Source organism: Actinoplanes sp. NPDC048967, assembly GCF_040649415.1.
Classification (GTDB): Bacteria; Actinomycetota; Actinomycetes; order Mycobacteriales; family Micromonosporaceae; genus Actinoplanes.
Window position 1 is genome coordinate 537,349 of the sequence record NZ_JBEZFL010000004.1, and the last position, 26,651, is coordinate 563,999.

The window sequence follows — 26,651 nt, forward strand, 5'->3', positions numbered from 1 at the left end:
GTCTTAAGCCGTCCTGAGCTGTTTCCCAGGAACCGTCCAGTGGCTATCGTCAGGCCGCATCACCGACGAAACGCTGTCGGTTCGACGGCGCGGGGAGGCGCTGTCGCAAGCCCCGCTGTCCCCGGCGGCGGCGCGCTGTCTCCCTGTGTCGTGCCCCTCGTTCCGCCGTCACATGGAGTACGCGTGAAGTTGAACTCCCCGCTCCGGCGCGCCGCGACCGTCCTCGCCGGTGCCGTCCTCGGCCTGACCGGACTCACGGTCGCCACGTCCCCCGCCAGCGCCCACGACACCGGCATCACAGGCGTCGCGAAGTGCGACACCGCTACCGGCACCCGGATCGTCACCTGGACCCTCACCAACGACTGGCCCGCCGACGCCACGGTCAGTGAGCTGGCCACGACGCCCACTGCTGTCGAGGGGCTCCAGAACGGCACGGTCATCCCGGCCAAGAGCCACGGCAAAGACGGCGAGCTGGTCGTGACCCAGCAGGTGACCGGCGACGCGGCCAAGGAGGCCACCGTCGCCTTCAAGTCGCGCTGGTCCAAGGACGGCTACGAGAACGAGGTCAAGAAGGGCTCGGTCAAGCTGAGCGAGCCGTGCGTGAAGGACGAGGCCCCCTGCGTCACCGCGGACAAGGCCAGCTTCCACCACACCTTCGGCGTCAAGGAGGACGGCTCGACCGCGACCGTCTCCCTCGACGACGGCATCACGCTCTGCGAGGGCGAGCCGGTCACGCTGGTCTCCTACTTCGCGCCGAAGCCGCAGTTCTCGGTGCCGCAGTACAAGTTCGACTCCGACACGGGCACGATCACCAACGAGAAGCGCTCGGTCGACCTGAACGTCGACGTGCCGAAGTGCAACACCCAGGTCGACCTGTTCTTCGGCGGCGAGGACGACATCATCGGTGAGATCACCGACGGTGGTAAGCGCTACGACAACCGCAAGCTGGGCAGCAGCAACGGCCTCGGCGGCCGCTCGAAGGGCCCGCAGGGCTGGTTCAACGGCGGCTCCAAGGGCTGCCAGACCCCCGCGGTCGAGCCGCTGTCGCAGTGTGACGGCACCGTGGCGATCAACCTGAGCAACGACGGCCTGACCGACAAGTACCCGATCGAGTTCACGGTCAAGGCGGGCGAGTTCACCAAGAAGGTCACCGTGACCAAGGGCAAGGGCGAGACCGTCGTGGTCCCGGCCGGCTCCGGCTCGATCACGGTCTCGGCCCCGGACATGAAGGACGTCGTCTACGACTGGACGCCGCCGGCCGACTGCGAGCTGCCGAGCGTCGTCGTCGAGAACGACTGCAAGACCGTCACGATCACCGTCGAGAACCCCGAGGGCGTCCAGCCGGCGACCGCGCGGGTCACGTACGGCGACGACGTCAAGGACGTCACCGTGGCGGCCGGCAAGACCGAGAAGATCACCTTCAAGCGCGGCGACGACACGTACGCCACGGTCGAGTTCCCCGACCTGGGCGTGGAGCCGATCAAGGCGACGCTCGGCGAGGTCGACTGTGACAACGGCGGCGGCGCCGGTGGCGGCGGCGGCGGCAACGGTGGCGGCGACGACACCGACGAGCCCGGCCTGCCCGTCACCGGCCCGGTGGCCGGCGGCATCGCGGGTGTCGCGGTCCTGCTGCTCGTCGCGGGCGGCGTGTTCTTCTTCATCGCCCGGCGGCGCAAGGTGACCTTCACCGCCTGATCCATCAGCAAGGCATCACCGGGGTGCGCCGGCCGGAAAGGGTCGGCGCACCCCGCTTCTCTCTCCCGAAGTGAGCGGACGTGCTGAAGAACCTGCTCCCCCGCGCCGGGGCGATCACCGCCGGCACCCTCCTCGGCCTCACCACCCTGATGGCCGCCACCCCGACCCAGGCCGCCCCGACCCGGACCGCGGACCGCGCTCAGGCCGTAGCCCGCACCCAGGCCGTGGCTCCCGCCCTGGCGGCTCCCGTGCAGGCCGTGGCGCCCGCCCGGGCTTCCGTCCCGCCTCGGACCGATGGGCCTACGACCCAGACCGACATCACGGGAACGGCCAAGTGCGACACCGCCGCCGGCGAGTGGACCGTCACCTGGACGATCACCAACAACTGGACCGAAATGGCCAAGGTGGACAAACTGACCACCGCGCCGGCCCCGGTCCCCGGCCTGGCCGACGGCGGTTTCCTCAACCGCCGCCAGGACAGCGGCACCATCGGCAAGACGATCTTCACCCAGGTGCTGCGGAACAGCCCGGCGGAGGCCTCGGTCTCGTTCGTGGCCGTCTGGGCCAAGACCAAGGACGCCGACAACAAGGCCACCGTCCAGCTCGGCGCGTGCGAGAAGCCCGAGCCGCCGTGCGTGGAGCAGGCCCAGGCGCGCTTCCACCACGAGTTCGCCATCAAGGACGGCCAGGCCACGGCGTCGGTGACGCTGGACGACGACGTCAAGCTCTGCAATGCCGAGCCGGTGACCCTGGTGACCTACTTCGCGCCGAAGCCGCAGTTCTCGGTGCCGCAGTACGTCTTCGCGCACCAGACGGCGACGATCAGCAACGAGCAGCGCACGGTCACCCTGGCCGCGCAGCTGCCGGCCTGCAACACCCAGGCCGACCTGTTCTTCGGTGGCGAGGACGACATCATCGGTGAGATCACCGACGGTGGTAAGCGCTACGACAACCTCAAGCTGGGCAGCAGCAACGGCCTCGGCGGCCGCTCGAAGGGGCCGCAGGGCTGGTACAACGGCGGCACGAAGGGCTGTCACCAGCCGGCCGTGCAGCCGGTGTCCCAGTGCGACGGCACGGTCGACGTGAACCTGAGCAACACCGGCGAGCAGACGAAGTACCCGGTCGACTTCACGGTCCGGGCCGGCGACTTCACCACGACGGTGACCGTGGCCCCCGGCAAGGGCGAGACGGTACGGGTGCCGGCCGGCAGCGGCCCGATCACGGTGACGGCGGACGGCATGCAGGACGTCGCCTACGAATGGCAGCGCCCGGATAACTGCCCGCCCCCGGGTGACGGTGGCGGCGACGGCGGCAACCCGGGCGGCGGCGGACCCGGTAACGGCGACGGCGGCGGATCCGGTAACGGCGACGGATCCGGCAGTGGAGGCGGCGACGGCGAGGACGACGGTGGCCTCCCGGTAACGGGTGCGGCGGCCGGCACGATCGCCGCCGGCGCGGCCGTCCTGCTGATCGGCGGCGGAGTGCTCTTCGTGGTGGCCCGGCGTCGCCGCGTCACCTTCACCCCGTGAGCTGAGCCGCGACGCGAAAGGGCGCGCCGACCACCCGGTCGGCGCGCCCTTGCCATGTTCGTCGTTGCCGGCCCCAGCCCGGCCCAAAGGCCACGCCCAGAGGCCGGGCCCGGAGGCCGGCGGACCCAAAGGCCGGGCACAGAGGCCGGGCCCAGAGGCCGGCGGGCCGCAGGAAAGGCAGGGCCGGCTAAAAGCCGGTGGGCCGCCGAAAGGTGCCGTCCGCCTCGGGCAGGTACTCATGCACCCCGACCACCGCCGCAACCGGGATCGGCTCGTACACGTGCGGAAACAGCATGCCCCCCGGATCCGGCGGATCACCCTGCTCCCAGACCACCGGCCGGCCCAGCCTGCTCTCGTCGATCTCCAGCAGCACGATGTCCTGCCGCCCCCGGGCCAGCGCCGTCGCCGGCACCGCCACCTGCTCCGGCGTGGAGCAGTGGATGAAGCCCTGGCTTTCCAGCGTGTCCGCCGCATACCTGCCGGCCGGCACCGCCGCTTCCCACTCTGCGCGGGGACAGAAGTGCAGGATCATCCCTTCTCCAAATACTCGGCGCGTTCCTCGTCCACCAGGGCTGCGACCGAGGCCAGCAGCGCCGGGTGCTTGGCCAGCGTGGGGTCTTCGGCCACGAGTTGCTGGGCCTCCGCGCGGGCGTCGGTGATCAGTTTGCTGTCCCGCAGCAGGGAGAGCAGCCGCAGGTGGCTGTGCTTGCCGGACTGCGACGCGCCCAGCACGTCGCCTTCGCGGCGTTGTTCCAGGTCCAGCTCGGCCAGCCGGAATCCGTCCGTCGTGGACGCGACCGCGTCCAGGCGTTCGCGGGCCGGGGTGCCCTCCGCTGCCTCGGTCACCAGCAGGCAGATGCCCGGGGCCGAACCCCGGCCGACCCGGCCGCGCAGCTGGTGCAGCTGGGAGACGCCGAAGCGGTCGGCGTCCATGATGATCATGACGGTGGAGTTGGGGACGTCGACGCCCACCTCGATCACCGTGGTGGCGACCAGCACGTCCAGGTCACCGGCCGCGAACCGGCGCATGACCGCGTCCTTCTCCTCCGCCGGCAGTTTGCCGTGCAGGATGCCGAGGCGCAGCCCGTGCAGCGGACCCTCCTCGAGGATCGGCGCGACCTCCATCACCGCCAGCGGCGGCCGCCGATCGGATTGGCCCTCAGCCGGTGGCTCCTCGTCCTCCTCGGCTTCCGACGAGCCGATCCGCGGGCACACCACGTACGCCTGGTGGCCGGCCTGGACCTCCTCGCGCACCCGTCGCCAGGCCCGGTCCAGGAAAGCCGGACGCTCCGGCGGCACGACGTGCGACGCGATCGGGGAACGGCCACGCGGCAACTGCGACAAAGTCGACGTTTCCAGGTCGCCGTACACGGTCATCGCGACCGTGCGCGGGATCGGTGTCGCCGTCATCACCAGTACGTGCGGCGGCTGCGCGGCCTTGGCGCGCAGCGCGTCGCGTTGCTCCACGCCGAAGCGGTGCTGCTCGTCCACGACCACCAGGCCCAGATCGTGGAAGTCGACCCCCTCGTACAGCAAGGCGTGCGTGCCCACCACGATGCCGGCCGTCCCGTCGGCGACCTTGGCCAGCGCGGCCCGCCGGGCCGCGGCGCCGAGCGAACCGGTGACCAGGGTGAGCTGCGTGCCGTTCGGATCACCGTCGAGCTCCCCGGCCCGGCCGAGTGCGCCCAGCTGCGCGCCGATGCTGCGGTGGTGCTGGGTGGCGAGCACCTCGGTCGGGGCGAGCAGCGCGGCCTGCCCGCCCGCGTCGACGACCTGCAGCATCGCCCGGACCGCCACCAGCGTCTTGCCGGAACCGACCTCACCCTGCAACAACCGGTGCATCGGATGGGCGCGGGCCAGATCCGCCGCGATCTCCTCGCCGACCCGGGCCTGCCCCTCGGTCAGCTCATAGGGCAACGCCGCGTCGAAAGCGGCGAGCAACCCGGCCCCGGTGCGCGGCCGCGACCTGCCGGGCGCGGCGGCCGCCCGCGCCTTGCGCTGCACAAGCGTCAGCTGTACGGCGAAAGCCTCGTCCCACTTCAACCTGTACCGGGCCAGTTGCAGATCCTTGTCGGAGCTCGGCCGGTGGATCTCCCGCAGGGCCTTACCGATCCCGATCAGGTTGCGGCTGGCGCGGACCGTACCCGGCAACGGATCATCCGGCGGCTGGAAGGTCTCCAGCACCTCCCGCACGTACCGGGCGATGGTCCACGTCGGCACGGCGGCCGCGGCGGGATAGACCGGGATCAGCGCCCCGGCGAACTCCTCGATCTCCTCGGCCGCCTCGTCCTGCGTCGCATCCGCCTTGAGCAGCTGGTACGCCGGCCCGTTGAGCTGGCGCTGGCCGCGGAAGTCGGTCACCTTGCCGGCGAACAGCCCCCACCGGCCGGTGCGCAGCTCCCGCTCCCGCCACGCCTGGTTGAAGAACGTGCAGGTCAGCGTGGCGCCGGAACCGTCCCCGATGGTGATCTCCAGCATGTTGCCGCGGCGCTGGCGCATCGGCCGTACCGTCGTGCTCTTGACCTGGGCCAGCAGGGTGACCTGCTCGCCGACCTCGAGCTTGCGCATGTCGGTGTGCTCGCCCCGCTCGTCGTAACGACGCGGGAAGTGGTAGATCAGGTCACCGGCGGTGTGCAGGTCGAGATGGGTGGCGAGCGCCTTGGCCTTGGCGGCCCCCAGCACCTTCTCCAACGGGGTGTCGGTGGTGGTGACGGTCTTGGTGTCGGTCATTCCACTCCTACCAGCAGGTGATAGCGGGGCTGGCCGCCCGCGTAGCTGTTCAGCTCGACGAAGCGCCACTGGCTGGTGACGTGGGCCCGCAACCGCTCCTCGAGCTCGGGCGGGGCGTCCGCGCCGAGCACCAGGGTGACGAGCTCGCCGCCGCCGCCGAGCAGCCGGTCGAGCAGGCGCAGGCAGACCTCTTCGAGGTCGGCCCCGATGACGTGCACCTCGCCGTCGACGAGCCCGAGCAGGTCGCCGGGATGACAGCGGCCGGCGACGGTGAGGGCTTCGCGGCTGGCGGTGCAGACCTCGCCGTACCGGCAGGCGCCGGCGGCCTCGGCCATCGCGATGACCTCGTCATCGAACGGCCGTCCCGGATCACGGACGGCGAGGGCGGCGAGGGCCTGCACCGGCGAGCGGGTGGGGACGACGCTCACCCGTACGCCGTCAGCGGCGGCTTCCTGCGCGGCGGAGCGGGCGACGGCGTGGGTGTTGGCGTCGTTGGGCAGGAGCACGATGTGGCCGGCACCGGTGGAAGCGATGGCGGCGAGCATCTCGGCGGTGGAGGGATTGCGGCCGACGACGGTGGCACCCTCAGCGGTGAAGATGGCGGTGAGCCCGTCCCCGGCTGCGACGACGACTGTGGCCCGGGCGTCGGAATCCGGCGCGTCGGGCCGCTGGGCCCATGCCACCTCGTCGTGTTCCGTCTCGGGCAGGCTGCCGGCCGGCCGGTTCGCTGCGAGTTGATCGCCGCCTTGGTTGTGGTGCTCGGGCTGGTCGCCCAGGGGCTGGGTGCGCTCGGGCCGGTGGTCTTCGAGGCGGGTGACGGTGATGCGGTGGGGCCGGCCCGCGACGACGCCGGCTTCGATCGCGGCGCCGACGTCGGCGACCGCTACGTGGACGTGGACGTTCCAGGTGGGCGGGTCGCCGTCGCCGGTCCCGACGAGCACCAACGAGTCGCCCATCTCCCCCAGCGTCCCGCGCAGTGACTCGACGCGCTCGGGCGTGGCGTCCAGCAGATACTGCACCTCGTATCCGAAGTCCTCCTGGCCGCCGCGCGGCCTTGCGGGGTCCCCGGGGCCGGCCGGGGCCACCAGGCCGGGGCCGGTTGTCGAGCCCGAAGCCAAGGCGGGGACCGAGCCCGGGTTCGGAGATCGGTCGGCCGGGGCCGCAGGCGCGGGTGGAGAGGGCGGCCCGGTTGTGGACGGTCTTGCGGAGATCGGCCGGGCCGGATCGGCCTGAGCCGGGCAGGCCGAGACATCCGGCGGGGCGCTGGCGTTGCTCAGGGCTTCGACGAGGGCTTCCAGGAGAAGGACCAGCCCGCGGCCGCCGGCGTCGACCACGCCGGCGCGGGCCAGGGCGGGGAGCTGCTGGGGCGTGCGGGCCAGGGCTTCTGCCGCCGCGCGGGCCGCCGCCCGGGCCACCGCCACCAGATCGTCCGACGCGGTCTTGCGTGCTCCCTCAGCCGCCGCTGCCACCACCGACAGCACAGTGCCCTCGACCGGCTTGGCCACCGCCGCGTAGGCCGCCTCGCTCGCCGTGCGCAGCGCCCGGGTCAGCTCGCCGCCCCGCACGGCCACCGCCGTGGCGAAGGTGTCGGCCATGCCCCGCAGGATCTGCGACACGATCACGCCGGAGTTGCCCCGGGCGCCCAGCAGCGCGCCCCGGGCCATCAGGCGCATGGTGCCGCCCAGCGCGGTCGAACCCGCGGTGGGCTGCTGGTCGGGGGCGTCGTCCAGGGCCTGCTGGGCCGAGGTGAGAGTGAGCACGAGGTTGGTGCCGGTGTCGCCGTCCGGCACCGGGTAGACGTTCAGCTCGTCGATCTCGTGCTGATGCGCCCGGAGCGCGGCCAGCCCACCACCGCACCAGCGGCGGACCGCGGCGGCGTCCAGGGAGTCCAGCACGCGAAAAGCGTACTAACCAGCACCGACAATTGCCGGGTGCCGGGCTTCACCGCGGGTACGGCCAGGGGCGATTGGCTGTCCCGGCCGACCATCGGGTAATCTGGCCAGGTTGCCCGGATGTCCGCTGTCCGGGGCACCCTCAGTTGCTTTCAATCCCAGGAGTACCCCGTGGCTAGCGTGTGCGACGTCTGTGGCAAGGGACCGGGCTTCGGCCACAACGTGTCCCACTCGCACCGGCGGACCAACCGCCGCTGGAACCCGAACATCCAGTCGGTGCGCACCCCTGCCGGTGGTGGCAACACCAAGAAGCTCAAGGTCTGCACCTCGTGCATCAAGGCCGGCAAGGTCGTCCGCGCCTGACCTCAGCAGTGCGACAGCCCGCCAGGTCCCGGTGACCCGGCGGGCTTTTCGCGTGACCACAGGTCAGAGGACCCGGGCGAAGGACAGCACCCCCTCCTCGCCGGCGTAGTAGCCGAAGTCCTCGATGCGCTCGTAGCCGCACTTCAGGTACAACGCGATCGCTTCGGGCTGCTTGTCGCCGGTCTCCAGGATCACTCGCTTGCAGCCTCGTTCGCGGGCTGATTCCTCGATCGCCGTCAGGACTCGGCGGGCCACCCCGCGCCCCCGGGCCGCCGGCACCGTGAACATCCGCTTGAGCTCCGCGTCCTCGCCGTGCGCCCGCCAGCCGGCACACCCGAGCAGCACTTCGGCGGCCGGCGAACCGGCGGCCGATCCGGCGCCCGGCGCGGCAGCGGAGCCGGGACCGTCGGTGCAGGCGACGAAGAACGCCCCGGCCGGCGGGGCGAAGTCCGTCGCTGCCACGGGCGTGTCGTCGCCGGAGCCGCCGTACCGCCGGCTCAGCTCGGCCATGGCCTCGGCTATCAGTCGCTGCACCGCGGGCTCGTCGAACCGGGCCGCGCGGACCTTGATCTCGTCCACGCCGACCAACATTAACCACCGTCAGCGGAAGTGGTCCCAGCCCGTGCCGCCCTGCCACGGCCGGCGGTCGACCGTGACGCCGGTGCCTTCGTGCACGCTGCCGACCGCGCGCCAGCCCGGCGGCAGCTGCGTCCCGGCCGGGAAGGTCGCCGCCAGGGCGTGGTCGTCGCCGCCGGCGAGCAGCCACACGTACGGGTCCACGCCGAGCGCCGAGGCCGCGTCGCGCATCTGGTCGGGCACTTCGAAGGCCGCCCGGTCGATGTCGATGCCGACCACGCTGGCCGCCGCCACATGACCGAGGTCCTGCAACAGCCCGTCGGAGATGTCGATCATCGAGGTGGCTCCCAGCCGGGCCGCGGCCGGACCGGCGGCGTACTCGACCTCGGGACGCCGGTACGCCTCGACCAGCAGTTTCGGTGTCCGGAAGCCACGGGAGAGCACCGTGTAGCCGGCCGCCGCGTGCCCGGTGCGACCGGCGAGCGCGACCACGTCCCCCGGCTGGGCTCCGCTTCGCAGGACCGGCTCGCGGCCTTCCAGGTCGCCCAGCGCGGTGACGGCGACGGTCAGGGTGGGGCTGGACGACATGTCCCCGCCGACCACCGCCGCGCCGACCCGGCCCGCCTCGGTGGAGAGGCCGCCGGCCAGTTCCTCGGCCCATTCCACCGGCAGGTCCGTCGGCACGCAGAGGGCCACCAGCAGGGCCGTCGGGGTCGCGCCCATGGCCGCGATGTCAGCCAGGTTGGCCGCGGCCGCGCGGTGCCCGACGTCGGCCGCGCTGGACCAGTCGCGGCGGAAGTGCCGGCCCTCGACCAGGACGTCCGTGCTGGCCACGACCCGCCTGTCCGGGGCCGCGACGACCGCGGCGTCATCGCCCGGACCGAGCAGACTCGCGGCGCCGGTCTCGAGCCGCGCGACGATCCGGGTGATGAGCCCGAACTCCCCCGTCTCCGCGATGCTCAACGTCCCACCGTTCCTCTCGAGTTCGGTCTGCCCCGCAAGTGCGCTGCCGACCGGTTTCGTACTGTAGTTTCACGTTCGGGTCGCCGGCGGCGGCGGATAGGAGTCTGATCGTGGTCCAGGCGTACATCCTCATCCAGACGGAGGTCGGAAAGGCCCGTGACGTGGCCGCCGCGATCGACAAAATCAATGGAGTGGTACGTGTCGACGCGGTCACGGGGCCCTACGACGTCGTGGTACTGGGCGAGGCGCACAGTGTCGACGAGCTCGGCCGGATGATTGTGAGCAAAATCCAGTACGTGCCGGGCATCACCCGGACCGTGACGTGCTCCGTGGTAAATCTCTGACCATGGTCGACGTGCGCACCCGCCCCGAATCCCAGCCTCCCGCACCGGACCGGACGATGCGGAGCGCCGCCCTGTGGGCGACCGTGATCGCCGTACCGGTCGCGGTGCTGGCCGGCCTGCTGATCTTCTCCAAGATCGTCCCGGATACCGGCAGCGCGGCGCCCAGTCCGTCGGCCACCCAGCCGGCGGTCATCCCGGCGACCCCGGTGCAGATGGCCGCGCCCGAGCTGGCCGCCCGCCCGGCCGAGGTCTGCCTCGCGGTGACGTCACAGTTGCCCGTCAAGGTGCGCGACCTGGCCGCCCGCAAAGTCAGCGCCGGCCCGGAGCAGAACGCGGCCTATGGCGAGCCGCCGCTGACGGTGGCCTGCGGGGTGGCCCAGCCGAAGATGTGCGCGTCGCTGGACGACACCGGCACGGGCTGTGTGCCGCTCGACACCGAACTGCTCAACATGAACAAGGTCTGCTGGTACGCCTCCCAGCAGGGCGACGCCGCTGTCTTCACGACCATGGACCGTGAGGTGCCGGTCCAGGTCACGGTCCCGAAGCCGTACGCGCAGCCGGCCCAGTGGGCCAACGAGTTCTCCGACATCGTGGTGAAGACCGACAAGTCGATCACCGCCGGCGTCCCCAGCGGCTGCGTCTAGAGCGGGCTCCAGCAGAGGCCCTGAGCGGTGTCGCCCAAGGGTCATAGCCTCTGCCGAAGGGCGGCGATCGTGACGGTTGGCTGGTAGGACGGGCCGGTCTTGTCGTAGCGAGTCGCCACGGATCGGCATTGCTGAAGCCGGTCGAAGCAGCCGCGTCCTAGTGCAGGCCGGTGCCACGGCGTAGCGCGGTGCGGATCAGGCGGTCGACGACCTTGGGGTATTCCAGGCCGGTGGCCGCCCACATCAGCGGGAACATCGACGTCGGGGTGAAGCCCGGCATCGTGTTGATCTCGTTGAGGAAGATCTCGTTGTCGGCGGTCACGAAGAAGTCGACCCGGCCCAGGCCGGCGCAGTCCAGCGCGGTGAAGGTGCGGCAGGCGTACTCCTGGACCCGGCGGGCGACCTCCGGCTCCAGGCCCGCGGGGATCTGGTACGGCGTGCCGTCGCCCAGATACTTGGCGTCGAAGTCGTAGAAGTCCCCGCCCTCGGTGGAGACGAGGATCTCGGCCAGCAGCGACGCCTCGGGCACCCCGCCGGCCTCACCCTCGAGCACGCCGCACTCGATCTCGCGGCCCACGATCCCGGCCTCGACGAGCACCTTGGGGTCGATCTGACGGGCCTTGGCGACGGCCGCGTCCAACTCTGCCCAGTCGGTGACCTTGCTGATGCCGTGCGACGAGCCGGCCCGTGACGGCTTGACGAAGACCGGCAGGCCCAGGCGCTCCTTGTCGGCCTCGGACAGGGAGCTGCCGGCGCGCAGGACCGCGTATGGCCCGACCGGGATGCCCTCGGCAGCGGCGAGCTTCTTGGTGAACTCCTTGTCCATGCCGGCCGCGGAGGCGAAGACGTTGGCGCCCACGTACGGGATGCCGGCCATCTCGAGCATGCCCTGGATGGTGCCGTCCTCGCCGTACGCGCCGTGCAGGGCCGGGAAGACGACGTCGACGTTGGCGAGCACGGCCACGCCGTCCGCCGGGTCGAGCACCATCAGGCCGGACGAGGTGGGGTCGGCCGGCAGCACCACGGCCCGGCCCGAGTCGGCGGTGATCTCCGGCAGGGTCTGGCCGCTGATGGCCAGCGCCGCCGGGTCGCCGCTGCTGAGCACCCAGGCGCCCGCACGGGTGATCCCGACCGGGACGACCTCGTACTCGTCGGGGTCCAGGGCGCCGAGGATGCTGCCCGCGCTGACGCAGGAGATGGCGTGCTCGGTGCTGCGCCCGCCGAACACGATCGCCACGCGGGTTTTGCGAGGGGTCGTCATGGAAATGGCCTCTCGTTGCCGGACATCGCTAGGCTGCCTGCGCGCGGGAGGGCGGCGGCGGGCACGCCGGGGGTGACCCTACTCTGCGTACACCACTTTCTGATGACGGCGGGCGCTGGCACGGCAGACGGGGACGGGGAGTCGATGAGACCAGCACTGCACGTGATCGCCTGGCACGGTCCGGGGCGGTTGGCGACGATGGCGCATCCGCGCGGCGGTGACTGGCTGGCCGACGAGATGGCCGGCCTGGCCCGGGCCGGTGTGGATGTCTTCGTCTCCGCACTGACCTGGGAGGAGGACCGCCGGCTGGGCCTGACCGAGGCAGCCGCGGCTGCCGCTGCGGTGGGCATCGACTTTCTCTCCTTTCCGATCGCGGACCGGGGCATCCCTCGCGCGCGGGACATGGCCGACAGTGACGTGGTCGCCCTCGGCGTCCGGCTGGCCGCGCACGTGCGGGCCGGCCGTTTCGTGGTGACGCAGTGTTTCGCCGGCATCGGCCGCTCGACGCTGCTGGCCTGCGCGACGCTGGTGATGCTGGGTGTCGGCCCGGAACGGGCGCTGGAGATGGTGGCGCAGGCCCGGGGTCTGCCGGTGCCCGACACCGAGGCCCAGCGCGACTGGCTCTACGAGTTCGCGCTGAACCACGGCGGTTGAGCGGACGGCCGCGCCCCCGTGACCGGCCGACCGCTCGTCGAGGGCCCGGTCAGCCGGCGGGCCGGATGGTGACGTCGCGCAGCACCCGCTGGTAGAGCAGGACGCCGAGAGCCGTCACCGCCAAGGTGATGAGCACCGCCGCCGCGTACGGCACGAACCGCACAGCGAAGCCGAGGTTCGCGTCGAGGCCGAACAAGGTCTCGGCCGCCGCCAGCGGGAGCACCGCTGCCGGCAGCAGGGCGAGACCGCCCCAGGCACCGAAGCGATAGAAGCCCGCGGTGACCGCGGCTCCGGCGACCAGGAAGGCCAGCGCGGACGGCAGGATCTGCCCGAACTCGCGCACCGCCGTCCCGGGCGTCATCGTCGGATAGCCCGCGGGCAGCGGCCCGTCGAGGCCCAGCAGCAGTTGCTCGACGCCGTGCCCGGCCACCACGGCGATGGCGAAGACCACCGCGGCCGACAACCCGAAGATCGCCGCACCGGCCAGGAACTCCCGCCGGGTGATGCCGTTGGCGACGAACTGCCGCAGGTTGAGGCTGACCAGGGTGGCGCCGACGACGCCGAGCCAGTATTTGGCGGCCGTGCCGGCGATCAGCAGCCAGAGGCTGAACGACGGCTCGCCGGACAGGGCGATCACCGTCATCCCGACCACCGCGCAGACGGCCATCGTGGTCCAGAACCAGAGCACGACGGGACGGTAGATGCGGAGCAGGGTCGCGGCCACGAGCCGGCTGGTGGTCATCGCAGGGCCTCCGATCGGTGGGTGCCGTCCGCGGCGCCCGAGGTGAGGTGGACGAAGAGGTCCTGGACCCCGACCGGGGCCAGGGACAGCCCCTCCGCGCCGGCCCGCTCGACGTCGCGGGGGTCCAGCCCGCCGTAGAGGGTGGCCTGCCGGACGCCGCCCAGGCTCCGCTCGCTGAGCACCGTGCGCCCGGAGACGAACGCGTCGACCACCGCGGCCGGCCCGGTGACGGCGACGCCGCGGGCCTTGAAGGTGTCGGTGTCCTCGTGCACGAGCAGCCGGCCCCGGTCGATGACGATCACCTGCTCGAACAGGTCGGCGACCTCCTCGATGAGGTGGGTGGAGAGGATGATCGTGCGGGGGTGGGCCAGGTAGTCGGCGAGCAGCTCGCGGTAGAAGGCCGTCCGGGCGGCGGCGTCCATGCCCAGGTAGACCTCGTCGAGGATGGTCAGCGGGGCGCGGGCGGCCAGGCCGAGCACGACGCCGAGGCTCGAACGCTGCCCCCGCGACAGCGCCGAGACGCGCTTGCGCCGGTCGAGCTCGAAGACGTCGGTCAGATGCTCGGCGTACCCGGCGTCCCAGGTCGGACGCAGCCGGCCGGCGAAGTCGAGGACCCGGTCGACCCGGTCCTGCGTGGTGACGTCCAGCTGGTCGCGGATGAACGCGGTGCCGCGCATGAGGGCCGGGTTCTCGAAGGGGTCGACCCCGTCCACGGTGACCGTGCCGGCCGAGGCCCGCCGGTACGACGCGAGCACGCTGAGCAGGCTGGTCTTGCCCGAACCGTTGCGCCCGAGCAGCCCGTAGATCTTGTCCGGGGTCAGGTCGAGGGTGATGCCGTCGACGGCGACGGTGGCGCCGTAGCGGACGGTGAGCTCGCGCAGGGAGATCATCGCGGACCCTCCTTGAGGTAGGCCACGATCTCGTCGACGTCGACGCCGAGCATCCTGGCCTCGGCCAGCATCGGGTCGACGACGTCGGTGAAGAACCGCTCGCGGCGCTGACCGCGGAGCCGGGCCCGGGCGTCCGGGCTGACGAACATGCCGATGCCGCGCTTCTTGTAGAGGACGCCCTCGTCGACCAGCTGGGCGAAGCCCTTGGCCGCCGTGGCCGGGTTGATCTGGTAGAACGCCGCGTACTGGTTGGTGGACATGACCTGTTCGTCCTCCTTGAGGGTCCCGCTCAGGACGTCGTCCTTGATGCCGTTGGCGATCTGCTGATAGATGGGGCTGCGGTCGTCGAACACGACAGCCTCCCTACTTCTGCGGTTCATTACTCATGTAACGAACCATAGAGCCCGAACGGCCGGAGCGCAACGTCGGATCGAGGTCAGGCGGTGGTGAAGGTCTGCGGCAACGCCCCGGCGTCCCACAGCTCGTCCAGGTGCGCGAGGAAACCGACCAGGCTGCGCTCCAGCTCACGCCGATCGGCGGGCGAGAGCGTGGCCAGCGGGTCGGAGAAGACCAGCCCCTCCGGATGCTTCGCCCGGGTGCCGACGAACTTGCGGCAGGCGGTGCACCAGACGTAGCTGACCAGGGTCGGGCGCCGGGCGTTCTCGGGCGCGTTCACGTATGCCCGGACGCTGCGCCGGCCACAGGCCGGACATTCCCGCTCACCCGGCTGGGCGAACAAGCTCTCGCCCTGCGCCAGCGCCGCCACCTGATCGCCGGTGAAGCTGCTCCACGACATGGGACTCAGGCGGCGTCGAGCGCGGCCGTCAGGTCCCTGACGAGATCCGGCGCGTCCTCGATGCCGCAGGAGAGCCGGACGAAGCCGGGCGCGGTGTCGTCGCCCCACTGCGCCCGCCGGTCGGCGGTCGTGTGCAGACCACCGAACGATGTCGCCGCGAAGACCAGCTCCGAGGCGGCCAGGAACCGCGCCACCCGCTCGGCGCTGCCCAGATCGAACGAGATGATGCCCGGGATGCGGCGCATCTGCGCCTGGGCGATCTCGTACGACGGGTCGCCGGCGAGCCCCGGGAAGCGCACCTGGAGCACGTCGTCGCGGCCGGCCAGGAACTCGGCCAGCGCCACGGCGTTCTCGCTCTGCCGGGCCAGCCGCAGGTCCAGGGTGGCCAGCGACCGGTGGGCCAGCCAGGCGTCGAACGCGCCCGGCACCGCGCCGGTCTGCGCCCGCCAGACGGTCACCTTGGCCAGCAGCTCCTCGTCGTTGGTGGCCAGGTAGCCCAGCAGCACGTCGGAGTGCCCGGTCAGGGCCTTCGTGCCGGACGCGACCACCAGGTCGGCGCCGAGCTCCAGGGGGCGCTGGCCGAGCGGCGTCGGCGTGGTGTTGTCGACCGCCACGAGCGCGCCCGCGGCGTGCGCGGCGGCGGCGACCGTACGGATGTCACAGACGTCCAGACCGGGATTGGCCGGCGTCTCCAGCAGCACCAGCCGGACACCCTCGAACGACGGGTACGGCCCCGCGGTCGGCACCTGCACCGTCTTGACGCCGAGATCGCGCAGGGTGCCCTCGGCGAACGCCCGCACGGTGAAGTAGCCGTCCGAGGGCAGCGCCACCGTGTCGCCGCTGCGCAGGGTCGAGAGCAGCAGCGCGGTGATTGCCGCCTGCCCGCTCGCGAAGGCCAGCACGGCGCCACCCTCGAGCTCACCGATCGCGCCCTCGAGCGCCCGGCGGGTCGGATTGTCCGGGCGCCCGTACCCGTTGACGCCGGGGCCCTCGACCGGGTCCAGGTGGTACGGCGCCGCGAACACCGGGCCCGGCAGGAAAGGCTGTCCCGGCACCGGCTCGGGCAGCCCGGCGTGCACGACCCGGGTGCCGTCTCCCTCGAAGCTCATTCCGGCTTCATCTCCCGTCCCATGAGCAGCTTGACGGCCACCCGCGGGTCCACGCCCTCGTGGCACACCCGCTCGACCTGCTCGGTGATCGGCATCTCGACGTGATGGGCCCGGGCCAGGTCCCGGATGGCCAGGCAGCTCTTGACCCCCTCGGCGGTCTGCCGGGCGGCCCGCTGGGCCTCCTCCAGCGACTCGCCCCGGCCCAGGTGCTCGCCGAAGGTGCGGTTGCGCGACAGCGGCGACGAGCAGGTGGCGACCAGGTCACCGAGCCCGGCCAGCCCGGCGAAGGTCATCGGGTCGGCGCCGAGCGCCACCCCGAGCCGGGCCGTCTCGGCCAGCCCGCGGGTGATCAGCGAGGCCTTGGTGTTGTCACCCATGCCCATGGCGGAGGCCATCCCGTACGCGAGCGCGATGACGTTCTTCACCGCCCCGCCCAGCTCGCACCCGATCACGTCGTCACTCGTGTACGGCCGCAGGTACGGCAGCGCGATGGCCTGCTGCACGAGCTGCGCGCGAGCGGGGTCGGTCCCGGCCACCACCGTCGCGGCCGGTTGCTCGGCGGCGATCTCGGGGGCCAGGTTGGGTCCGGAGACCACCACCACCCGGTCCATGTCGACCCGGGCGGTCTCGACGATGACCTGGCTCATCCGCTTGGTCGTGCCGAGCTCGATGCCCTTCATCAGCGAGACCAGCGTCGAGTCGGCCGGCAGGTGACCGGCCCAGTCGGCGAGGTTGCCGCGCAGCGTCTGGGACGGGACCGCCAGGAAGACCAGGCCGGCACCGGAGAGTGCGGCGGCGAGGTCGCTGGTGGCGGTGACCCGCTCGGGCAGCTTGACGCCGGGCAGGGAGGCCTCGTTGACCCGGTCCGCCCGGATGGCCGCGGCCACCGACTCGCGGCGGGCCCACATGGTCACCTCCGACCCCGCCTCGGCGAGGATCTTCGCGAACGCCGTACCCCAGGCGCCCGCGCCCAGCACCGCCGCTCGCCTCATGCTCCACCGCCCCGCATGTCGTCCTGCCCCTCGCTCTGCCTGCCCCGATCGCCGGCGTCGTCGGCGCCGGGCCGCCAGGCCCGCCGCGACACCTCGTACAGCGGGGGTGGTGCTTCATCGCGCAGCTCGGCCAGCAGGTTCCGGGTGGCCAGCTGGATCGCCTCGGTCATCTGCTCCAGCACCGCGCGGGTGGGCGCCTCGCCCTGCCAGCGGCTCAGGTCCACCGGCTTGCCGACGGTCACCTGCACCGGCACCCGCCGGCCCACCCGGATCCGGCCGGACCGCACGTCGTGCACCGCCTGGGCGCCCCACGTCGCCATCGGCACCACCGGGGCGCCGGTGACCAGCGCCAGCCGGGCCGCGCCGGTCTTGCCCCGCATCGGCCACAGGTCCGGCTCGCGGGTGGTCGTGCCCTCGGGATAGATCACCACGACACCGCCCTCGTGCAGGGCCTCGATGAGCGAGTCGAGGGATTTCACCGCCTCCACACTGCCGCGTTCGACCGGGATCTGCTGGGTCTTGCGGAGCATGAAGCCGACGAACGGGACCCGCCAGATGCTGGCCTTGGCCAGGAACCGGGGCCACCGTCCCGACTCGTAGATGTAGTGCGCGACCACCAGCGGGTCGAACTGCGACATGTGGTTGGGCGTGATGATGAAGCCGCCACCGGGCGGCAGGTTCTCCATGCCGGTCCAGGTGCGCTTCGTCCAGAGGCTCATCGCGGGCAGCACGAGCAGGACCGCCAACCGTCGCCAGAATCCGAGCTTGCGCCCCGCCACGGTGCCTCCCTGCTCCCCGCGGCGGGCCCCCGCGCCGCCGTCGCCCACACCTGGGACGAAATCATGCCTGCTCCTGCTCGTCGTAGCCAGGCCGGGGGCCAGCAGTGGGACGGTGGCAGGATTGGCGGCGTGTCAGGAGCGGACTGGACGGTGGTCATCCCCGTCAAGAGCCTCAGCGCGGCCAAGAGCCGGCTGCGCGGCGCTGTCGCCGATTCCCGGCACGAGGAGCTGGCCCTCGCGATGGTCCGGGACACGGTCGCCGCGGTCCGGGCGTGCGCGGCGGTGGGCGATGTGCTGGTCGTCACCGACGACCCGGCCGCGGTCGCCGCGGTGACGGCCCTGGGCGCCCGGGCGGTGCCGGACCCGCCCGCGACCGGCCTGAACGCGGCCATGCGCTTCGGCGCCGACGTGGTGGCCGGCCTCGGGCACCACCGGGCCGTGCTCACCGGCGACCTGCCCGCGCTGCGCCCCGCCGAGCTGGGCGAGGCCCTCGCCGCCGCCGGGCCCGGCCGCAGCTTCGTCGCCGACGCCGCCGGCACCGGCACGGTCCTGCTGGCCGCGGCGGCCGGCACCGCGCTCGGTCCGCACTTCGGGGTGGGTTCGGCCGCGGCGCACGCCGCCTCCCTGGCTCAGCCGCTGCTCGGGGCGTGGCCCGGACTACGGCAGGACGTGGACACCGCCGACGACCTGCGGACGGTCCTGGCCCTCGGCGCGGGTGAGCACACCTGCGCGCTGCTGCGTGATCTCGGACTCATCGCCGAGTGCGGCACCTCGGGTGTGGCCGGGCGCTCGCACCGGTAGCGTCTGGGGCATGCAGGGGACCGTTGCGACGTTCGACGCTCAGAGCCGCAGCGGCACGCTGCTGCTGGACGACGGCAGTGAGCTGTCCTTCCCGACCGCGGCGTTCGAGGCCTCGGGGTTGCGGCTGCTGCGCCTCGGGCAGCGCCTGACGATCTCCGCCGGGCCGGACGGCACCGTCACCAAGGTCGAACTTCCCGGAATCAGGTGAGCCTCGTTCATTTCCCGTTCACCCTGGACGGGCAATGATGGAGTCATGACCACCCCGCCCCGGACACCCGACACGACCGTGCCCCCCGCGGCTCGCCGCCGCGGCTCCGACGGGCGGTTCCTCTCCCGCGCCGAGCAGACCGACACCGAGCCGACGGAGCCCGCTGTGACCACCGCCGACACCGCGCCGGACCCCACCGAGACCGATCCCGGCCTCCCCGAGCTGCCCGAGGACCGCTTCCTCAACCGGGAGCTGTCCTGGCTCGACTTCAACGCCCGGGTGCTCGCCCTGGCCGAGGATCCCAGCACCCCGCTGCTCGAACGCGCGAAGTTCCTGGCCATCTTCGCCGGCAATCTGGACGAGTTCTACATGGTCCGGGTGGCCGGGCTCAAGCGCCGGCTCAAGGCCGGGCTGCCGATGCGCGGCGGCGACCGTTCATCGCTGCGCCACCAGCTCGAAATGATCACCGAGCGGGCCGCCGACCTGGTCACCCGGCACGCCGCCTGCTTCGGCGAGGAGGTCCGGCCCAAGCTGTCGGCCGAGGGCATCGAGCTGGTCAGCTGGAGCGAGCTGGACGCGCCGGAACGCGAGCGGCTGCGGACGTACTTCCGCGAGCAGGTCTTCCCGGTGCTGACCCCGCTCGCGGTCGACCCGGCGCACCCGTTCCCGTACATCTCCAGCCGATCGCTCAATCTCGCCGTGGCCCTGCGCGATCCGGCCGGCGGCGGCAACGAGTTGTTCGCCCGGATCAAGGTGCCCAACAACGTGCCGCGCTTCGTCACGGTGCAGAACGACAGCCGCGGGGCGCGCTTCCTGCCCGTCGAGGAGCTCATCGCCGCGCACCTGGACCAGCTCTTCTCCGGCATGCGGATCCTCGAGTGGCACCTGTTCCGGGTCACCCGCAACGCCGAGCTGGAGGTCGACGAGGACCGCGACGAGGACCTGCTGCAGGCCCTCGAGCGCGAGCTGGCCCAGCGCCGGTTCGGCCCGCCGGTGCGGCTGGAGGTGGCCGCCTCGATCAGCGACCACGTGCTCGACCTGCTCACCCGCGAGCTGGAGATGGACAGCCAGGACGTGCTGCGGGTGCCCGGCCTGCTCGACCTGTCGGGGCTGTGGCAGGTCTTCGGCGAGTGCGACCGCGACGACCTCAAGGACCGGCCGTTCGTCCCGTCGACCCACCCGCAGCTGGCCGACGGCGAGGTGCCGCGCAGCGTCTTCAACCGGCTGCGCGAGTGCGACATCCTGGTGCACCACCCGTACCACTCGTTCTCGACCAGCGTCCAGCGCTTCATCGAGCAGGCCGCCGCCGATCCCAACGTGCTGGCCATCAAGCAGACGCTGTACCGCACCAGCGGTGACTCGCCGATAGTGGACGCCCTGGTCGACGCCGCGGCCGCCGGCAAGCAGGTGGTGGTGCTGGTGGAGGTGAAGGCCCGCTTCGACGAGGTGGCCAACATCGCCTGGGCGCGCACCCTGGAGCGGGCCGGCTGCCACGTGGTCTACGGCCTGGTCGGTCTCAAGACGCACTGCAAGACCTCCCTGGTGGTACGCCAGGAGGGCAACCAGATCCGCCGCTACTGCCACATCGGCACCGGCAACTACCACCCGAAGACGGCCCGGCTCTACGAGGACTTCGGCATGCTCACCGCCGACCCGGAGATCGGCGCGGACGTCACGGACCTGTTCAACGTGCTCACCGGCTACAGCCGGCAGACCGCGTTCCGGCGGCTGCTGGTGGCCCCGCACGGGGTCCGGGCCGGCCTGATCGAGCGGATCGAGCAGCAGGCCGAGATCGCCCGCGCGGGCGGCGACGCGCTGGTCCAGTTCAAGGTGAACTCGCTGGTCGACGAGGAGACCTGCGACGCGCTCTACCGCGCCTCGCAGGCCGGCGTCCGCATCGACCTGGTCATCCGGGGCATGTGCGCGCTGCGCCCGGGCGTGCCGGGACTGTCGGACAACATCCGGGTCCGCTCGATCGTCGGCCGGTTCCTGGAGCACTCCCGGGTCTTCCGGTTCGGCGTGGGCGACGACGCGGAGTACTGGATCGGCTCGGCCGACCTCATGCACCGCAACCTGGACCGCCGGGTCGAGGCGCTGGTCCGGGTGACCCTGCCCTCCGCGCAGGAGGATCTGCGCAATGTGCTGGAGTTGTCCATGAGCGACGAGAGCGAGGGCTGGGACCTGGCCGGTGACGGCACCTGGCACCGCCGCACGTTCTCGCCGTCGGAGCACCACATCCATCTGCAGGAGGCGTTGTTGCGCCGGGTCATCGGCAAGGCGGGCTGAATTGACGACCGAACCGGTCCGGGCCGCCGGCGGCGTCCTCTGGCGACCGGCCGGGGACGGCATCGAGATCTGTGTCGTGCACCGGCCGTACCGCGCCGACTGGAGCCTGCCCAAGGGCAAGCTCGACGGCGACGAGCACCCGCTGGCGGCGGCGGTGCGCGAGGTGCGGGAAGAGACCGGCGTGCACGGGGAGCCGCAGCTGCGGTTGCCCGAGGTGAGCTACACGCTGCCCGACGGCGTGCCCAAGACGGTCGAGTTCTGGCTGATGCGCGCCGCGGAGGGCGCCGCCGACGACCCGATGGACCCCACCGAGGTGGACACCGTGGTGTGGCTGGCGCCGGCCGACGCGCTGGCGAAGCTGACCTATCCCGACGACCGCCGGCTGGTCGAGCACGTCGCCGCGCTGCCACCGGTCACCGCCGTGACGGCGCTGGTCCGGCACGCGCACGCCGGCAAGCGCAGCGAGTTCGACGGCAACGACGCGTTGCGGCCGATCGACGAGCAGGGCCGGGGCGAGGCGCAAACGCTGGGTCTGGTGGTGTCGCTTGTCGCCCCGCGCCGGCTCTTCGCGGCCACCCCGTTGCGCTGCAAGCAGACTCTCGAGCCGCTGGCCGAACGACTCGGCCTGCCGATCGTGGTGGACGCGGCGTTCGCCGAGCCCGCCGACGCGCAGGACGTGCCGGCCCGGGCCAAGGTGGCCGCGGCCCGGCTGACCGAGCTGCGCGACGGCCCCCGGGTGGCGGTGTGCAGCCAGGGCAAGGTGATCCCGTCGATCCTGGCGTTGCTGGACGGCACCGAGGACCGCGAGCCCTACAAGACGCCGAAGGGCACCGGCTGGATCCTCACCTGGTCCGGCGAGCGGCTCCTGGGACTGAGCCGGATCTAGGCCGCCCGGTGACGCGCGCGCGGCGCTCGATGTCCTCCGGCAGCGGGTCCGTACGCCAGTAGCCGACCTGGTCGCCGGTGAGCCAGCGGGCCCGCCACAGCTCGTCGGCGCGGGGCTCCCAGTCGCGCAGCGGCAGCAACGCGACCCGCCAGGACAGCACGCTGGCCACGTACCAGCCGTAGAGCGGCAGCATCCCGAGCAGCACGTCGCGGCGGCGGTAGGAGCCGTACGGGCCGAGCACGAGGACGGCCAGGCCGCACCAGCCACAGGTGATGAGCCAGTCCAGCAGCCCCCACCCGGTCCAGTGTTCGGCCAGGTCGCCGAGGGTCCAGCCGGGAACGACAGCGCCGGCGAAGACGGTCGCGGCGATCAGTGACCTGCTCACGAGACCACGGGGGCTGACGAGTCTGCGCTCCATGGAGCGGACCGTAGGCCGCGGGGCCGCTGTGGCGCCGGAACACGCGAAGGGCGTCCACCGTACGGGTGGACGCCCTTCGTACCTCAGCGTGCCGCTGAGCGGGCCGGAACGGCCCCTTGGATCAGCGGGTCTTACGAGCCGTGCTGGTACGCGCGGTCGTGGCCTTGCTGGCCGGGGTGGCCTGGACGGCTGCCGTCGTCTTCTTGGCGGCGGTCGTCTTCTTGGCCGCCGTCGACTTGGTGGCCGCGGCCTTGGTCGGCGCCGTCTTGGTCGCCGCCTTCTTGGCCGGTGCCGCCTTGGCGGTGCCGGCCGACTTCGTGGCCGTCGCCGACTTGGTGGCGGTCGCCTTGGTGGCCGACTTGGCCGGAGCCGACTTGGTGGCGGTCGCCGACTTGGTGGCGGCCGTCTTGCGCGCCGGCGTGGCCTTGGCCGCCGACTTGGTCGCCGCCGTCTTGGCCGGCGTGGTCTTGGCCGGGGTGCTCTTGGCGGCGGCCGACTTGGTCGCCGTTGCCTTGGTGGCCGTCGCCTTGCTGGCGGTCGACTTCGCAGCCGTCGCCTTGGTGGCGGTGGCCTTCGTGGCCGTGGCCGCCTTGGCGGCGGTCTTGGCCGGGGTGGCCTTGGCGGCGGTCGTCTTCTTGGCGGCCGCCGTCTTGGTTGCCGCCGCCGTCTTCGTGGCGGTCGACTTGGCCGGAGCGGCCTTGGTGGCGGTGGACTTCACTGCCGCCGTGGTCTTCTTCGCGGTGGTCGCCTTGGCCACCTTGCCGCTCGCGACCATCTCCCGGAATCCGGTTCCGGGCTTGAAAGCGGGGACGGACGTCTTCTTCACCTTCACCGGTTCACCGGTGCGCGGATTGCGCGCGGTACGGGCATTGCGCGCCCGCTTCTCGAAGACTCCGAAACCGGTAATGGCAACGCGATCGCCCTTGGTAACGGCGTTCTGCACCTCGCTGATGACCGCATCCAGCGCCGCTGTCGCCGTCTTCCGGTCCCCCAGTCGGGCGGCGAGCGCCTCGACGAGCTCTGCCTTGTTCACTGGTTTCCTCCCGAACGTGAGAACTGGCCCAATGCGAGCCATTCTGCGCGCACCGTATGCCCTCTGACCAGCAGACACAAACATCTGCATGAAAAAAAACCGTTGTGTCGCAACGATTTTGCCCCCGCCGGGAACCCGGCGGGGGCAAAAAAGCCTGCAAGAGCAAGGAAAACGACCTCAGACGACCACCGGCTTGAAGCCGGGGCGGTCCTTCTCGTACGAGGTAATCATCTGCTCGTGGCGCAGCGTCAGTCCGATGTCGTCCAGGCCCTCCATGAGCCGCCACCGGCTGAAATCGTCGATCGGGAAGGTCCAGACGGCGTCGTCCACGCGCACCTGGCGTTCGGCGAGGTCCACGGTGATCCGCTTGTCCGGTTCGCTGTCGGCCATGTCCCAGAGCGCCTCGACGGCTTTCTGGTCGAGCTGGACCGGCAGCAGACCTTCCTTGAGGGCGTTGCCGCGGAAGATGTCGCCGAAACGGGCCGCGATGACGACCTTGAAGCCGAAGTCGCGCAGTGCCCAGACGGCGTGCTGACGGGAGGAGCCGGTGCCGAAGTTGGGGCCGGCCACCAGGATCGTCGCGCCCGCGTGCGCGGGGTTGTTGAGCACGAAGGCCGGGTCGTCGCGCCAGGCGCTGAACAGCCCGTCCTCGAAGCCGGTCCGGGTGACCCGCTTGAGGTAGACGGCCGGGATGATCTGGTCGGTGTCCACATCGGAGCGGCGCAGCGGCATCACGGTGCCGGCGTGGGTGGTGAACTTGTCCATGGTTGCTGCTCCCCCTCAGAGGTCGGCCGGGGCGGCCAGCTTGCCGACCACGGCGGTGGCGGCGGCGACCTGCGGCGAGACCAGGTGGGTACGCCCACCGCGGCCCTGCCGGCCCTCGAAGTTGCGGTTGGACGTGGAGGCGGCACGCTCACCGGGGCTCAGGGTGTCCGGGTTCATGCCCAGGCACATCGAGCACCCGGCGAAACGCCACTCGGCGCCCGCGTCGGTGAAGACCTTGTCCAGCCCCTCGGCCTCGGCGGCGGCGCGCACCTGGAAGGAACCGGGCACGATCATCATCCGTACGCCGTCGGCCACCCGGTGCCCGCGCAGCACGTCGGCGGCGGCCCGCAGGTCCTCCAGGCGCCCGTTGGTACAGGAACCCACGAAGACCACGTCCACCGCGACGTCCTTGAGCGGGGTGCCGGCGGCCAGGTCCATGTATTCCAGGGCGCGACGGGCGGCGTTGCGGTCGGACTCCTCGACGAACTCCTCGGGATCCGGCACGACGCCGTCGAGCGCCGCGCCCTGACCCGGGTTGGTGCCCCAGGTGACGAACGGGCTGATCGTGGAGGCGTCGATGTGGATCTCGGTGTCGTACTCGGCGCCCTCGTCGCTGGGCAGGGTCTTCCAGTACTCGACCGCGGCGTCCCAGTCGGCGCCCCGCGGCGCGTGCTCGCGCCCCTTCAGGTACGCGAACGTGGTCTCGTCCGGCGCGATCATGCCGGCCTTGGCGCCCCACTCGATGCTCATGTTGCAGATGGTCATCCGGCCCTCCATGGAGAGCTTGCGGATGGCCTCGCCGCGGTACTCCACGATGTGGCCGTTGCCGCCGCCGGTGCCGGTCTGCGTGATCAGCGCGAGGATCAGGTCCTTGGCCGAGACGCCCGGGCGCAGCTCGCCGCTGACCACGACAGCCATCGTCTTCGGCTTGGCCTGCGGCAGCGTCTGGGTGGCCAGCACGTGCTCGACCTCGCTGGTGCCGATGCCGAAGGCCAGCGCGCCGAACGCGCCGTGGGTCGCGGTGTGCGAGTCACCGCAGACGATCGTGGTGCCCGGCTGGGTGAGCCCCAGCTGCGGGCCGATCACGTGCACGATGCCCTGGTCCTGGTCGCCGAGCGAGCGGATCTGTACGCCGAACTCGGCGCAGTTCTTGCGCAGCGTCTCGATCTGGGTGCGCGAGACGGTGTCGAGGATGGTCATCAGGTCGCCGCGACGGGTGTTGAAGGCCGGATCGGCATAGCCCGTCGGGGTGTTGTGGTCCTCGGTCGCCAGCGTGAGATCGGTGCGGCGGACCTTGCGCCCGGCCAGGCGCAGACCGTCGAAGGCCTGCGGGCTGGTCACCTCGTGCAGCAGGTGCAGGTCGATGTAGAGCAGATCAGGCTCACCGTCGGCGGACCGCACCACATGGTCGTCCCAGACCTTTTCGGCCAGGGTCCTGGGTTTCCCCTGTTCGGGAGTGACTCCCACCATCTGGACATCCTAAATTCTGGGAGGTATGTTTCGGCTTGTGGGACACAGTATGAGCGGTGTCGGCGTTCTCGACAAGGCGGTGGTCATCCTTGCCGCCTGTGTCGACGGCGCCAGCCTGGCTGAACTAGTCGACCGGACCAAGCTGCCCCGGGCGACCGCGCACCGGCTGGCCCAGGCCCTGGAGATCCACCGGATGCTGGTCCGGGACACCCAGGGCCGGTGGCGGCCCGGGCCGCGCCTGGGCGAGCTGGCCAACGCGGCCCCGGACGTGCTGCTGACAGCGGCCGAGCCGCTGCTGTCGGCGTTGCGCGACGCGACCGGGGAGAGCGCCCAACTCTACTTGCGCCGGGCGGACGAGCGGATCTGCGTCGCCGCCGCCGAACGCGCGAGCGGGTTGCGCGACACGGTGCCGGTCGGATCGGTGCTGCCGATGGTGGCCGGATCCGCGGCCCAGATCCTGCTCGCCTGGGAGCCGCCGGAGGCGGTCATGCCACTGCTGCCGCGATGCAAGTTCACCGGCCGCACGCTGGCCGAGGTGCGCCGGCGCGGCTGGGCGCAGAGCGTCGCGGAACGCGAGCCCGGTGTGGCCAGCGTCTCCGCGCCGATCCGGGACCGGACGGGCCGGGTCATCGCGTCCATCTCGATAAGCGGTCCGATCGAACGACTCGGCCGCCGCCCCGGCGAACGCCACGCGATGGCGGTCGTCCGCGCGGGACAACGCCTCAGCGGCCTCTGACCCCTACCAGATCCAGGCCTGATGGCCGGCGGCAAGACGGCCGGCGGCCCGGCCACGACGGCCCGGGCCACGACGGTTCGGCCGAGGCG

28 protein-coding genes are annotated in these 26,651 nt (G+C 71.8%); 11 read left to right on the plus strand and 17 right to left on the minus strand.

Annotation, left to right across the window (positions count from 1 at the left end; all coding sequences use genetic code 11):
• The first annotated feature begins 183 nt into the window (after positions 1–183).
• Positions 184–1,695, plus strand: coding sequence for a cell wall anchor protein (locus tag AB0C12_RS20210; protein WP_360549992.1), 1,512 nt, complete (start codon positions 184–186; stop codon positions 1,693–1,695).
• A gap of 80 nt (positions 1,696–1,775) precedes the next feature.
• Positions 1,776–3,224 (plus strand): cell wall anchor protein, encoded by a 1,449-nt coding sequence (locus tag AB0C12_RS20215; protein WP_360549994.1) that lies wholly within the window; start codon positions 1,776–1,778, stop codon positions 3,222–3,224.
• Positions 3,225–3,411: 187 nt separating this feature from the next.
• On the opposite strand, the gene AB0C12_RS20220 is transcribed toward AB0C12_RS20215, so the two are convergent.
• Genes AB0C12_RS20220 through AB0C12_RS20230 form a run of 3 tightly spaced genes read right to left on the minus strand, consistent with a single transcriptional unit; the run spans position 3,412 to position 7,849 of the window.
• Entirely contained in the window at positions 3,412–3,756 is a 345-nt protein-coding gene (locus AB0C12_RS20220) for a DUF952 domain-containing protein (RefSeq protein WP_360549996.1), read from the minus strand.
• The gene (gene recG, locus AB0C12_RS20225; protein WP_360549998.1) at positions 3,753–5,954 is read right to left on the minus strand and encodes an ATP-dependent DNA helicase RecG; all 2,202 of its coding nucleotides are present in this window, start codon (positions 5,952–5,954) and stop codon (positions 3,753–3,755) included. The genes AB0C12_RS20220 and recG overlap by 4 nt, the downstream gene beginning before the upstream one ends.
• Positions 5,951–7,849 (minus strand): DAK2 domain-containing protein, encoded by a 1,899-nt coding sequence (locus tag AB0C12_RS20230; RefSeq protein WP_360550000.1) that lies wholly within the window; start codon positions 7,847–7,849, stop codon positions 5,951–5,953. The genes recG and AB0C12_RS20230 overlap by 4 nt, the downstream gene beginning before the upstream one ends.
• A 168-nt stretch (positions 7,850–8,017) precedes the next feature.
• Here AB0C12_RS20230 and rpmB point away from each other — a divergent pair, with 168 nt between their 5' ends.
• The gene (gene rpmB, locus AB0C12_RS20235; RefSeq protein ID WP_023561910.1) at positions 8,018–8,209 is read left to right on the plus strand and encodes a 50S ribosomal protein L28; all 192 of its coding nucleotides are present in this window, start codon (positions 8,018–8,020) and stop codon (positions 8,207–8,209) included.
• A gap of 63 nt (positions 8,210–8,272) precedes the next feature.
• On the opposite strand, the gene AB0C12_RS20240 is transcribed toward rpmB, so the two are convergent.
• Positions 8,273–8,788 carry a GNAT family N-acetyltransferase gene (locus tag AB0C12_RS20240; RefSeq protein WP_360550002.1) on the minus strand — a complete coding sequence of 172 codons (516 nt, stop codon included), beginning with the start codon at positions 8,786–8,788 and terminating at the stop codon, positions 8,273–8,275.
• Positions 8,789–8,809: 21 nt separating this feature from the next.
• Positions 8,810–9,748, minus strand: a complete 939-nt coding sequence (locus tag AB0C12_RS20245; protein WP_360550003.1) for a thiamine-phosphate kinase — start codon at positions 9,746–9,748, stop codon at positions 8,810–8,812.
• Positions 9,749–9,858: 110 nt separating this feature from the next.
• Between AB0C12_RS20245 and AB0C12_RS20250 the strand changes: the two genes are divergently transcribed.
• A complete protein-coding gene (locus AB0C12_RS20250) occupies positions 9,859–10,092 on the plus strand; it encodes an Lrp/AsnC ligand binding domain-containing protein (RefSeq protein WP_125810437.1) in 234 nt (77 codons plus the stop codon).
• Between the two features lie 2 nt (positions 10,093–10,094).
• Complete coding sequence (locus tag AB0C12_RS20255) at positions 10,095–10,736, plus strand: DUF3515 family protein (protein WP_360550005.1); 642 nt, start codon at positions 10,095–10,097, stop codon at positions 10,734–10,736.
• A 157-nt stretch (positions 10,737–10,893) separates the two neighbouring features.
• On the opposite strand, the gene AB0C12_RS20260 is transcribed toward AB0C12_RS20255, so the two are convergent.
• A complete protein-coding gene (locus AB0C12_RS20260) occupies positions 10,894–11,997 on the minus strand; it encodes a D-alanine--D-alanine ligase family protein (protein ID WP_360550007.1) in 1,104 nt (367 codons plus the stop codon).
• A 144-nt stretch (positions 11,998–12,141) separates the two neighbouring features.
• Between AB0C12_RS20260 and AB0C12_RS20265 the strand changes: the two genes are divergently transcribed.
• Positions 12,142–12,651, plus strand: a complete 510-nt coding sequence (locus AB0C12_RS20265; protein WP_360550009.1) for a hypothetical protein — start codon at positions 12,142–12,144, stop codon at positions 12,649–12,651.
• Positions 12,652–12,700: 49 nt separating this feature from the next.
• Here the strand turns inward: AB0C12_RS20265 and AB0C12_RS20270 are convergent, their stop codons facing one another.
• The 7 genes from AB0C12_RS20270 to AB0C12_RS20300 all read right to left on the minus strand — a co-directional run bounded on the left by AB0C12_RS20270 (position 12,701) and on the right by AB0C12_RS20300 (position 17,959).
• Positions 12,701–13,393, minus strand: a complete 693-nt coding sequence (locus tag AB0C12_RS20270) for a hypothetical protein (RefSeq protein WP_360550011.1) — start codon at positions 13,391–13,393, stop codon at positions 12,701–12,703.
• Positions 13,390–14,283, minus strand: a complete 894-nt coding sequence (locus AB0C12_RS20275; RefSeq protein ID WP_360550013.1) for an ABC transporter ATP-binding protein — start codon at positions 14,281–14,283, stop codon at positions 13,390–13,392. The genes AB0C12_RS20270 and AB0C12_RS20275 overlap by 4 nt, the downstream gene beginning before the upstream one ends.
• Positions 14,280–14,636: a GntR family transcriptional regulator gene (locus AB0C12_RS20280; protein ID WP_360550015.1), complete on the minus strand. Its 357-nt coding sequence runs from the start codon at positions 14,634–14,636 to the stop codon at positions 14,280–14,282. Before AB0C12_RS20280 ends, AB0C12_RS20275 begins: the two co-directional genes overlap by 4 nt.
• Positions 14,637–14,719: 83 nt before the next feature.
• Positions 14,720–15,079 carry a hypothetical protein gene (locus tag AB0C12_RS20285; protein WP_360550017.1) on the minus strand — a complete coding sequence of 120 codons (360 nt, stop codon included), beginning with the start codon at positions 15,077–15,079 and terminating at the stop codon, positions 14,720–14,722.
• A gap of 5 nt (positions 15,080–15,084) precedes the next feature.
• On the minus strand, positions 15,085–16,188 hold the full coding sequence (locus AB0C12_RS20290) for a cystathionine gamma-lyase (protein ID WP_360550019.1): 1,104 nt from the start codon (positions 16,186–16,188) through the stop codon (positions 15,085–15,087).
• A complete protein-coding gene (locus tag AB0C12_RS20295) occupies positions 16,185–17,180 on the minus strand; it encodes an NAD(P)H-dependent glycerol-3-phosphate dehydrogenase (RefSeq protein ID WP_360550021.1) in 996 nt (331 codons plus the stop codon). Before AB0C12_RS20295 ends, AB0C12_RS20290 begins: the two co-directional genes overlap by 4 nt.
• Positions 17,177–17,959, minus strand: coding sequence for a lysophospholipid acyltransferase family protein (locus AB0C12_RS20300; protein WP_360550023.1), 783 nt, complete (start codon positions 17,957–17,959; stop codon positions 17,177–17,179). Before AB0C12_RS20300 ends, AB0C12_RS20295 begins: the two co-directional genes overlap by 4 nt.
• A 129-nt stretch (positions 17,960–18,088) precedes the next feature.
• Here AB0C12_RS20300 and cofC point away from each other — a divergent pair, with 129 nt between their 5' ends.
• The 4 genes from cofC to AB0C12_RS20320 are packed head-to-tail and all read left to right on the plus strand — an operon-like array spanning position 18,089 to position 22,140.
• Positions 18,089–18,760: a 2-phospho-L-lactate guanylyltransferase gene (gene cofC, locus AB0C12_RS20305; protein ID WP_360550025.1), complete on the plus strand. Its 672-nt coding sequence runs from the start codon at positions 18,089–18,091 to the stop codon at positions 18,758–18,760.
• 10 nt (positions 18,761–18,770) lie between these two features.
• Positions 18,771–18,968, plus strand: a complete 198-nt coding sequence (locus AB0C12_RS20310) for a cold-shock protein (RefSeq protein WP_360550027.1) — start codon at positions 18,771–18,773, stop codon at positions 18,966–18,968.
• A gap of 45 nt (positions 18,969–19,013) precedes the next feature.
• Positions 19,014–21,254, plus strand: a complete 2,241-nt coding sequence (locus tag AB0C12_RS20315; RefSeq protein WP_360550029.1) for an RNA degradosome polyphosphate kinase — start codon at positions 19,014–19,016, stop codon at positions 21,252–21,254.
• A gap of 1 nt (position 21,255) precedes the next feature.
• Complete coding sequence (locus tag AB0C12_RS20320; RefSeq protein ID WP_360550031.1) at positions 21,256–22,140, plus strand: NUDIX hydrolase; 885 nt, start codon at positions 21,256–21,258, stop codon at positions 22,138–22,140.
• Here AB0C12_RS20320 and AB0C12_RS20325 read toward each other — a convergent pair.
• The 4 genes from AB0C12_RS20325 to leuC all read right to left on the minus strand — a co-directional run bounded on the left by AB0C12_RS20325 (position 22,097) and on the right by leuC (position 25,826).
• The gene (locus AB0C12_RS20325; protein WP_360550033.1) at positions 22,097–22,558 is read right to left on the minus strand and encodes a hypothetical protein; all 462 of its coding nucleotides are present in this window, start codon (positions 22,556–22,558) and stop codon (positions 22,097–22,099) included. The two genes, AB0C12_RS20320 and AB0C12_RS20325, sit on opposite strands and share 44 nt — an antisense overlap.
• 121 nt (positions 22,559–22,679) lie before the next feature.
• Positions 22,680–23,591, minus strand: a complete 912-nt coding sequence (locus tag AB0C12_RS20330) for an HU family DNA-binding protein (protein ID WP_360550035.1) — start codon at positions 23,589–23,591, stop codon at positions 22,680–22,682.
• A 177-nt stretch (positions 23,592–23,768) separates the two neighbouring features.
• The gene (leuD, locus tag AB0C12_RS20335) at positions 23,769–24,356 is read right to left on the minus strand and encodes a 3-isopropylmalate dehydratase small subunit (protein WP_212992132.1); all 588 of its coding nucleotides are present in this window, start codon (positions 24,354–24,356) and stop codon (positions 23,769–23,771) included.
• 15 nt (positions 24,357–24,371) lie between these two features.
• Positions 24,372–25,826 (minus strand): 3-isopropylmalate dehydratase large subunit, encoded by a 1,455-nt coding sequence (gene leuC / locus AB0C12_RS20340; protein ID WP_360550037.1) that lies wholly within the window; start codon positions 25,824–25,826, stop codon positions 24,372–24,374.
• Between the two features lie 49 nt (positions 25,827–25,875).
• On the opposite strand from leuC, the gene AB0C12_RS20345 reads away from it, so the two are divergent.
• Complete coding sequence (locus tag AB0C12_RS20345) at positions 25,876–26,562, plus strand: IclR family transcriptional regulator (protein WP_023561932.1); 687 nt, start codon at positions 25,876–25,878, stop codon at positions 26,560–26,562.
• Positions 26,563–26,651: the final 89 nt, after the last annotated feature.